Annotated in this window: 7 protein-coding genes; 5 read left to right on the forward strand and 2 right to left on the reverse strand. The window is 72.9% G+C overall.

Annotated features, from left to right (window positions below; all coding sequences use genetic code 11):
• Nucleotides 1–645: 645 nt before the first annotated feature.
• Nucleotides 646–3,678: a BTAD domain-containing putative transcriptional regulator gene (locus ACFVH5_RS41875; protein WP_385838930.1), complete on the forward strand. Its 3,033-nt coding sequence runs from the start codon at nt 646–648 to the stop codon at nt 3,676–3,678.
• Between the two features lie 138 nt (nt 3,679–3,816).
• Here the strand turns inward: ACFVH5_RS41875 and ACFVH5_RS41880 are convergent, their stop codons facing one another.
• Nucleotides 3,817–4,314 (reverse strand): hypothetical protein, encoded by a 498-nt coding sequence (locus ACFVH5_RS41880; protein WP_385838932.1) that lies wholly within the window; start codon nt 4,312–4,314, stop codon nt 3,817–3,819.
• Nucleotides 4,315–4,555: 241 nt separating this feature from the next.
• Complete coding sequence (locus ACFVH5_RS41885; protein WP_385838933.1) at nt 4,556–5,857, reverse strand: hypothetical protein; 1,302 nt, start codon at nt 5,855–5,857, stop codon at nt 4,556–4,558.
• A gap of 464 nt (nt 5,858–6,321) precedes the next feature.
• Between ACFVH5_RS41885 and epsC the strand changes: the two genes are divergently transcribed.
• From epsC to ACFVH5_RS41905, 4 genes are all read left to right on the forward strand, one after another.
• Entirely contained in the window at nt 6,322–7,026 is a 705-nt protein-coding gene (epsC, locus tag ACFVH5_RS41890; protein ID WP_385838934.1) for a serine O-acetyltransferase EpsC, read from the forward strand.
• A gap of 172 nt (nt 7,027–7,198) precedes the next feature.
• Nucleotides 7,199–8,176, forward strand: a complete 978-nt coding sequence (locus ACFVH5_RS41895; RefSeq protein ID WP_385838936.1) for a PLP-dependent cysteine synthase family protein — start codon at nt 7,199–7,201, stop codon at nt 8,174–8,176.
• Nucleotides 8,173–8,640 carry a cupin domain-containing protein gene (locus tag ACFVH5_RS41900; RefSeq protein ID WP_385838937.1) on the forward strand — a complete coding sequence of 156 codons (468 nt, stop codon included), beginning with the start codon at nt 8,173–8,175 and terminating at the stop codon, nt 8,638–8,640. Before ACFVH5_RS41895 ends, ACFVH5_RS41900 begins: the two co-directional genes overlap by 4 nt.
• A gap of 146 nt (nt 8,641–8,786) precedes the next feature.
• Nucleotides 8,787–9,812 carry a DMT family transporter gene (locus ACFVH5_RS41905; RefSeq protein WP_385838938.1) on the forward strand — a complete coding sequence of 342 codons (1,026 nt, stop codon included), beginning with the start codon at nt 8,787–8,789 and terminating at the stop codon, nt 9,810–9,812.
• Nucleotides 9,813–9,900: the final 88 nt, after the last annotated feature.

Here is a 9,900-nt window from a genome sequence, read left to right on the forward strand (position 1 = left end):
TGGTGTGGTGGCCCCCTCGACAACCCCGCAGGACCCCGCCGGGGGGCCGACGGTTTCCGCCGTCGGCCACCGGCCGTGTGCGTTTGCGCTTTCGCTTCGGAACGCCGGGCGGGGCGGGGGGACTTCGGCTGCGGGCCGGTGGGGGCGGGTCGCGCGGTTCCCCGCGCCCTTCAGTGGTGGGGCTGCGCCCCTGACCTCTGACCCGGCCGGGAAGCGTACGGGAACTACGCTCCGCGACACAGCCGGTGCAGAAACGATGCTTCGCTTCGTGCCGTTCCCGTGCTCCGGGAGGGGCTCCTTCGCGGCCGGGGCAGCCGGCCGTCGACGCCCGCCCGCGGTATGCCCGTTGCACCCGGTCCGTTCACCCGTCGGCGACCTGCGCAAAGCCTAAACCCCTACAAAAACTTGTCCGATATCCACCAGCGCGCCCCGCGTCTCAGCCACGAGACGTGTGAAGCCGCACCGGTCGGTACACATTGTGGGTCAGGATGTACACGACAGTGATGGCCGCCCAGCGCGGTTCCCTGCGGAACATCGAGGAATGGGAAGCGGTCTCCGGTCCTGCCGCGAGCTCCGCCCCGCTGCTCCCCGCAGGCGAGCAGCGCCGGGGGCGGCCGCCCCCGGACCGAGGAGAGGGCACGCGCCATGCGCCAAACACCGCCCGTACGCTTTCGCATCCTCGGGTCTCTGGAATGTTGGGACGGTGACGAGCGCGTCCACGTCGGCGGGCCCGTCAGCGAACGCGTCCTGGTGACGCTGCTCCTCGAACCCCAGCGCGTCCTGCCGGTCCACCGGCTCGTCGAAGCCGTCTGGGACGAGGACGCCCCGGCCACCGCGGCCCACCAGGTACGCAAGGCCGTCGCCGAACTGCGCCAGCGCATCCCCGACGGACGCACCCTCATCGCGACGGACGGCCCCGGCTACCGCGCCGCCGTCACGACCGAGCAACTGGACCTGCTGCAGTTCACCGACGCCCTGCGGCGGGCCCGCGACCACGCCACCGCCGGCCTCGCCGTGGAGGCGACGGCACTCCTGCGCGAAGCGGTCGCCCTGTGGCGCGGCCCGGTGCTGTCCGGCAACGGCGGAGCGGTCGTCGACGCGGCCTCCGCCTCGTTGGAGGAACGCCGCATGACCGCGGTGGAGCAGCTCTTCGACCTCAGACTGGAGGCCGGGGAGGGCGCCGAACTGGTCGCCGGTATCCGCGAGGCGATCGGCGGCAATCCACTGCGCGAGACCCTCCGCGGCCAGCTCATGCTCGCCCTGTACCGCTCGGGCCGCCAGGCCGAGGCACTGGAGGAGTACGGGAACATCCGCGCCCTGCTCGACGAGGAACTCGGCATCCAGCCGGGCGACGCCTTACGCGAGCTGCACCAGGCCATCCTGCGCAACGAACCCTCCCTGACCGTCGTCGCCGCACCCTCGCCGACCGCGGCCCCGGCCGTGACCGGCAGCCGCTCCACCCTCCCCTACGACCTGCGGGACTTCACCGGCCGCGAGGAGGAACTGCACAAGCTCCTCGGCTTCGTGGAGGGTGCCACCGGTTCGGGCCCCCTGATCATCGCCATCGACGGCATGGGCGGCAGCGGCAAGACGTCGCTGGCCGTGCGCGCCGCACACCGTCTCACCGAGCAGTACCCCGACGCCCAGCTCCATCTCGACCTGCGCGGCTACACCCCGGGCGAGGAACCCCTCGCCCCGCCCGCCGCGGCCGAGGCCCTGCTGCGCATGCTCGGCATCCCCGGCGAACGCATCCCCGACGACCCGCAGGGCCGTATCAATCTGTGGCGCTCCACCATGACCAAGCACCGGATGATCCTGTTGCTTGACAACGTAGTCGACGAGGCTCAGGTGAAGCCGCTCCTCGCCTCGCCCACCGGCACGGTCGTCCTGATCACCAGCCGTGCCCTGCTCGTCGACCTCGACGCGGCGCACTCGGTGTCCCTGGGCACGATGGCGCCGCCGGACAGCGTCGCCCTGATCGTCGGCATCATCGGAGAGCGCCGCGCGGAGGCCGAACCCACGGCCGTCGCCGACCTCGCCGACCTGGCCGGGCACCTCCCGCTCGCCCTGCGCATCGCCGCGGCACGACTGCGCAAACGACCCCGCTGGACCGTGCGCTACCTCGTGGACCGGCTCCGCGACGACACCCACCGCCTCGCCGAACTCAGCGCCGGCGAACGCAGCGTGGAGGTCACCCTGCGGCTGTCGTACGAGGGACTGGGCGCCGACTACCGCAAATCCTTCCGGCTCCTCGGCCAGTACCCGGGCGCCGATCTCGACGTCTACACGGCGGCGGCCCTGCTCGACCTGGGGGTCAGGGACGCCGAGGACGTCCTGGAGTATCTGCTCGACATGCACCTCGTGCAGCAGCACGAGCCGGGCCGCTACGCGTTCCACGACCTCGTGCGCAGCTTCGCCCTCATGCTGTCGCACACGCGGAGTTCCGGTGGCACCGGCGAGTTCTCCGAGGAGGCCGCGGGCGCGGTCCGGCGCCTGCTGGAGTTCTCGCTCACCGCCTCGGACGCCGCCTGCGACCTGCTCTTCCCCGGCCGGGTGCGGATGGCCCGTCCAACACCCTCGTTCCAGCCGGAACTGGCCCCGCTGGCCACGCCGGAAGCCGCCCGCGACTGGTTCGAACGCGAGCAGGACAGTCTGCTCGCGGCGATCGCCCTGGCCTTCCGCCGGGGTCTGGACCGTGAGGTCGCCCTGCTCGCGGCGAACGTCGTCTTCCACCTCGATCTGCGGGGCAGGCTCGACGACTTCCTCGCCCTGTGCCGTACCGCGCTCGCCGCGGCCCGCCGTCTGAACGAGACCGATCTGCTGCGGCTGAGCCTGTCCAATCTGGCGGTCGCCTGCTGGAAGCGCGGCAGGTTCGAGGACGGCATAGCGGCGGCGGTCGAGGCGCACGAACTGGCGGTGGAACTGGGCGACCGGCGCGGCCAGGCCAAGGACACCGGCGTCCTGGGCCTGCTGCTCGCCACCACCGGCCGCTTCGACGAGGCACTGCCCCGCCTTGAGCAGTCGATCGCCCTCAAGCGCGAACTCGGCGCCGAGCGGGCCGAGTCGGAGTCCCTGTCGAACGTCAGCGGCGTCTACATGGAACGCGGCTGCTTCGAGGAGGCGGTGAGCGCGGCGACCCGGTCCATCGAACTCGCCCGCAAACTGGGCGCGTCGGAGAAGGAACTCGTGGGACTGAGCGATCTCGCGCAGGTCCAGCTGGCCATGGGTGACGTGGCGACGGCCGCCCGTACGCTGGCGGCGGCCCGCGAGCGTGCCCCCGGTGCGCTGGCCCCGGCCGACCGGGCGCTGCAGCTCGTCCTGTCCGCGGAGGCCGAGGGCCGGCTCGGGCGGCGGCAGCAGGTGCTGCCCTGGGTGGAGGAGGCCCTTGCCGCCAAGGGGCTGGAGGACGCGCCCGTACGGGAGGTCACCGTGTGGAACACCGCGGGACGGTTCTTCCACCGGGACGGCGACGACGAACGGGCGCTGGGGCTGCACCGGCAGGCCCACGCGTCCGCGGCCCGGCTGGGCCACCGGGTGGAGGAGGCCTACGCCCTGGACGGCATCGCCCGGGCCCTGGCGGCGCTGGGGGATGCCGAGGGGGCGGCCGAGCGGGGGGCTGCCGCCGAGGAGGCGTTCCGTGCGATGGGGATCCCGGGCCGTTACCGCCGGGCGGACTGACCCGCCGGCCGGGTGGAACGCCGGTCGGGTGGAACGCCACATGCCGATGCCCGCCGTTCGTCACGGCGGGCATCGGCATGTGGGGCGAGGTTCAGCGGGCGGGGCGGACGCGACGTCCGGGGGCGGGCCTCAAGCGGTTCAGGCGGCGTAGAAGTTGGGGCCCTCGTCACCGTTCACACCATCGGTGACCACGTTGGGGCCTTCGTCACCCTCGGCGCCGACCGCGACGACGTTCGGACCCTCGTCACCGTCGGCACCGGCCGTCACGACGTTCGGACCCTCGTCACCCTCCACACCGGCCGCGACGACGTTCGGGCCCTCATCGCCCTCGGCGCCGGCCGCGACGACGTTCGGGCCTTCGTCGCCCTCCACACCGGCCGTCACGATGTTCGGACCCTCGTCGCCCTCTATGCCGGTGGTGATGACGTTCGGGCCCTCGTCGGAGGCGAGTGTGCGGGCCGGGCCGCGGTCCGAGGCGGTGTCCAGGGCGAGCGAGAAGCCGGGGACGACGTTCGGACCCTCGTCCGAGGCGGGGCTCACGGCGGCCGTCCCGGCGGCGACACCGGCTGCGAGAGCCAGGGTGACCGCCGCGGAGGCGAAGAGACCGGCCGAGGTTCCGAAGCCCTTGAGAATCATGTTGTCCGCCTTCTGTCGTCGCGATCTGCGGTGCTGACAGAAAGAAAGGTCGCGCCGGGCGCTCCCGGCCCGTTCCGGGTCTGTTACCGGCCCGTCGGGTGCGGCGGGGAAGCACCCGGGAACCCCTTCGGCGGGGCCCGCGCAGGCCCACGACGACCGCCCGCACGGCCTCCTTCGGGCCGTGCGGGCGGCGTACGGCAGAGGCGTACGGCAGGGGTGTACGACAGCGGCGTACCGGACCTCAGAGGTGGTCGGGGCGCCGGCTCACCTCCGCGCGCAGCAGCCGTCCCGCCTCGGTGACCGTCTCCGCGGCCTCCTGCGTGGACTCCGCGCTCAGCAGCACATAGCCGTCCGCGCCGCCGCCGTGGCCGGGGATGTCGTCCCCGGACGCGTACGGGAAGTGGACCCGGTGCACGCCGGGCAGCTCGGAGATCGATTCGAGGCCCGACACCGACAACAGCCGCCCCACGGGCAGCCGGTAGGACGCGACGGCGGCGTACCGGTCGGCCGTCGGCACGTTCACGGGTTTCCCGGCCAGCGCCTGGACGAGTTCCGCCTCGGCGCAGAAGCCCGTCGCGAGCTCGATCAGGGAGGCGAGCGGCTCGTCCGGGTAGTCGGCCCGGGAACGCACCACGCGTGGGCCGTCGGCGGTCAGGACGACCACGGTGTAGGCGTAGCCGAACTCGTACCCGGCGAGGTCGAGCAGCTCGGTCGCGATCGCGCGCGCCTCCGCCTCGTCCCGTTCCCCCAGGGGGGCCGGGAACAGATGGCTGCTGGGATGCCAGGCGCCGTGCAGTGCCACGACACCGACGACCCGGTGCATACCGTCGACGGTGAGCGTCACGACGCCGTACTCCGGGCCCTCCAGATACTGCTCCACGAGATAAGAACGCTCACCCGCCGACCCGCTGGGACAGGACGCGGTCCGCGTGGAGGACGGCAGGGTGCGTACGGTGACGGGCGCGCCGATCTCCTCGACCGCGGCGGGCAGTTCCTGGGCCGTGCGGGCCTGTGCGGCGGGTACGTACGAGTGCCTGCTGCCGTTGAGCAGGGCCCTCATGGCCGCGGGTTCGCCCAGCAGCCGGGCCGCGTCGACCGGGTTGGGGGTCACGCCGAGACGGGCCGCGGTCTTCGCGACCGCGGGAAGGGCGGCCGTGCCGGCGAAGGCCAGCAGCCGTTGCGTCCCGTGGACCCGGACCGCGACGTCGATCGCCTCGACCAGCGCGGTCTCGTCCGTGAGGTCGACGAGCTCCACCGGTGTCCCGGGGGGAAGGTCCTCGTCCGGGCAGCGCGGAGCATGGGGGGACTTCGCGGGCTTCAGGGAATCCGGGGCGTCCGGGGATTCCTGGGACCCTTGGGACCCTTGGGACTCCTGGGCCTCCTGGGCCTCCGGAGTGAGGGAGGCGTCCGCGAGCACCCGTACGGCGAAACCCGCCGCGACGGCCTCGCGGACGAGGCGGGCCGAAGGACAGAGCAGCAGCAGGCGCTGCGGAGCACTGTCCGGGGGGTGCGGCTCTCGGTAGCGGTCGGCCGTCGCGCTCATGGCTGGCTCCTCGTCTCCTCGACGGCGGGCGGGATCCGGCGGCTGTCGCGCTCGCCCATGTCCGGGGTGCCCCGGACAACTGACGGCCGGGCAACTGATGGCCGGTCAACTGAATGTTCGTACATGTGTGGATGCTTCCTTGATGCGTGAGGGCGCCGGACCGACTGTTCCGGCCGTGCCCACGCGTTTCCGCGCGGAGTGGCGCTCGACGGGAGTGTCCCGCCGCCCGTTCCCGGATCCCTCCCCGTACGTTCCCGGCCGGGCCGCCGAACCGCTCCCGCGCACCGGTGGGCGGCGGGAACCGGGCGGGAAGAGAGCGGGAACGGCGTGGGGCACCGTCTTCTCGGGACCTCGACCACAGCCGCGGCCGTCGGGCTCCCCCTCCTCACCGGGAGCGGAACGTGCCCCCGCACACCGTCCCGGACCCGTCCACGGCCGCCCCTTCCTCACCGACTGGAGCCCCCATGAGCGCCACCGACAAGGAGCCCGCCTCTGTCCTGCCCTTCCGGCGGACCGACCCGGCCGGCACCCGGGCCACCGCGCCGACGGCCACTCCTCCGTCCCTCCCCGGTACCGGCCCGCTGCGGCTGATACGGGTGATGCGGGAGGACCTGCGCGTCGTCGTCGAGCGCGACCCCTCCGTCCGCGGCCGTCTCGAAGCCGCGCTGCACCCCGCGCTGACCGCCCTGTGGACGCACCGGATCGCCCACCGGCTGCACACCGGAGGACACCGGATGACGGCACGGCTGCTGGCCCGCTGGGCCCGCCGGCTGACCGCGGTCGAGATCCATCCCGGGGCGGTACTGGGCCGCCGGGTGTTCATCGACCACGGAGCCGCGGTGGTCATCGGCGAGACGTGCACGATCGGCGACGACGTGACGATCTACCACCAGGTGACGCTCGGCGCGGTCGGCTGGTGGAGCGACAACAACAGGCCGCAGGGCGACCGCCGGCATCCGGTCGTGGGCCGCAACGTCATCCTCGGCACCAACGCCACCGTGCTCGGCCCGGTGACCGTCGGCGACGACGCGATCATCGGCGCCCAGGCCCTGGTCAACAAGGACGTGCCGGAGGGGATGCGGATGCTGGCCGCCACCGCTTCCGGGCGCACCCCGGGCCGCCCGGCCGAGGACACCATCGCGAGCATCGCCTCGGCCGGTTCCTGGTAGCCGCTCCCCCGTCCCCGGACCTCCCGCCGCCCGACCTCCCGCCGCCGGATCCCCCGGCTCCCGCTCGACCGCCTTCCGCGCCACCGGTCCGCCTCCCTCCGGTCTCCCCGCCCGCAGCCCGGTGTTCCCGCCCCTTCCGCCCGCAGGCCCAGATCTGACAAGGAATCACACCATGCGCACCCTCGCACCGCACACCTCCCAACCGTCCCTGGTCCGGCCGGCCGTCGCCGACGGCATCGACGACCTGGTGGGCGCCACCCCGCTGATCCGGCTGAGGCTCGAAGGCCTGGCGCCGGGCGCCGAGATACTGGCCAAGCTGGAGGCCGCCAACCCGATGTCCAGCAGCAAGGACCGGGCGGCCCTCTACATGCTCAGGGCGGCCGAGGCGCGCGGCGATCTGGCGCCGGGCGGCACGATCGTCGAGGCCACCTCGGGCAACACCGGCATCTCGCTGGCCGCCCTGGCCGCGGCCCGCGGCTACCGCTGCGTCATCGTGCTGCCCGACAACGCGACGACGGAACGGGTGCGGCTGCTGGCGGCGCTGGGCGCCGAGGTCGTCCAGACCCCCGCGGACCGCGGCTACCCGGGAGCGATCGAGAAGGCCGAGGAGATCCACGCGTCCACCCCGGGCTCCTGGTTCCCCTGCCAGCACGAGAACGCGGACAACGTCGAGGCCCACTACGCCACCACCGGCCCCGAGATCACCGCCGCGCTCGCGTCGACCGGCCGCCGCGTCGACACCCTGGTCTGCGCGGTGGGCACCGGCGGCACCCTCACCGGGATCGCCCGTCATCTGCGGGAGTACGACTCCGGGGTACGGATCGTCGCGGTCGAGCCGCAGGGGTCCCCGCTGCTGTCGGGCGGGCAGGCGGGACGGCACCGCATCCCCGGGCTCAACGGCGGCTTCATCGCCCCGACGACCGACGTCTCCCTGATCGACGAGGTGATCGCCGTCAGCGACGCGGACGCGCTGCACACCGCCCGCCGACTCGCCGCAGGGCAGGGCCTGTTCGTCGGGGTCTCCTCCGGTGCGGCCGTGCACGCCGCGCAGTCGGTCGCCGCCCGTCCCGAGTACCGGGACAAGACCGTCGTCACCGTCCTGCCCGACACCGGCGAGCGGTACCTGAGCATGTGGGAGGACCCGTCATGACGCTGCTGGTCTCGACCCTGAAGAGGTTCGGCGACGCCGTCAAGGTACGTATCGGGGAGACCACCACCACCCGGTACATCGCGCTCGCCGAGACCACCGACGGCCGCCTCGGCCTCTTCCACCACCACATGCTGCCGGGCGCCGCCGGAGCGGCCCCGCACTACCACACCCGGATCTCCGAGTCGTTCTACGTCATCTCCGGAGAGGTCACCGTCCACGACGGCACGGGGTGGCACAAGGCCCACGCCGGCGACTTCCTGCACGTGCCCGAGCACGCCGTGCACGGCTTCCGCAACGACAGCGACGCACCGGCGGAGATGCTGATCATCTTCACGCCCGCGGAGAACCGCGAGGCCTACTTCACCGGTCTGGCCGAGCTGTTGGCCGACGGGAACACCCCGTCGCGGGCCGAGATGGTCGCGCTCATGGAGAAGTACGACCAGTTCGAGATCGGCGAGCCCTGACCTGCCCCTCCCGGTACACGTCCGGCCCGGTGCACGTCCGGCCCGGTGCACGTCCGTCGGCTGTTCCCCGTCTGCTGTTCCCCGTCCCTGTTCTCCGTTCCCCGTCCCGTTCCCCGTCCCGTTCGACAACTCTCAGGAGTCATCACATGCATCCCGTCAACTGGGCCCGCTTCGGCCTGCTCGCCGCCCTGTGGGGGTGCAGCTTCGCCTTCATCAAGGTGTCGCTGGACGCCTTCGCCCCGCTCCAACTCGCCTTCGGCCGGCTCCTCGTGGGCGCTCTCGTCGTCGGCCTGATCCTCGCCGTGACCAAGGGCTCCTTCCCCGACCGCGCGGTCTGGGGACACATCGCCATCGCCTCGGTGTTCGGCAACGTCGTGCCGTTCACCCTCTTCGCCGTCGGCGAGCAGCACACCACCGCGACCATCGCCGGTGTCATCCAGGGCGCCACACCGCTGGTCACCCTGGGGCTCGCCGCCCTGGCCATCCGCACGGAGAAGCCCACGGCCCGCAAGGTGACCGGACTCGTGATCGGGTTCGTCGGCCTGATCGTCGTGGTCGGGCCGTGGCGGACCGACGGATTCGGTTCCATCGGCGGCCAACTCGCCTGTGTCGGGGCGGCGATCAGCTACGCGATCAGCTTCGTCTACCTCCGCCGGTTCATCTCCCCGTACAAGATCCCGGCGCTCGCCGTGACCGCCGCGCAGCTCACCTCCGCCATGGTCATCACCGGTCTGATCACCACCTTCAGCATCGGCTGGGACCTGCCGGGCGAGCTGACGGCCGGCCCGCTGCTGTCCCTCCTGGTCCTCGGCGGCGCCTCCACCGGTATCGCCTTCGTCCTGATGAACCGGCTCATCGCGGACGCGGGTCCGACCACGGCCTCCGGCGTCAACTACCTGGTCCCGGTGTTCTCCGTGATCGTCGGCGCGGCGGCCCTCGGCGAGTCCGTCACCTGGAACGTGCCGGTGGGCGGCGCGGTGGTCATCGCCGCGCTGGCTCTCGCGGAGGGGCGGCTGCCGCTGCCCGCGCGGCGGGCGGCCGAGCCGCCGGCCGCCACCGCTCCGGTCCCGCCCGTTCCCGACCCGGCCGCGCCGGTCGAGCCGACCGACCAGGTCGACCGGGCCGACCGCACCGACCGGGCCCAGCCCGTGGTCGCCCAAGAGGCCTGCTGAACCGGCCTGTTCGGGCCCACCCGGACCGGTCGGCGGCCTCTCCAGGCAACTCCGCACAGCAGCACGCCGCACGGCGCGCCCCCTGCTC

The organism is Streptomyces sp. NPDC127119 (assembly GCF_042677425.1).
Classification (GTDB): domain Bacteria; phylum Actinomycetota; class Actinomycetes; order Streptomycetales; family Streptomycetaceae; genus Streptomyces.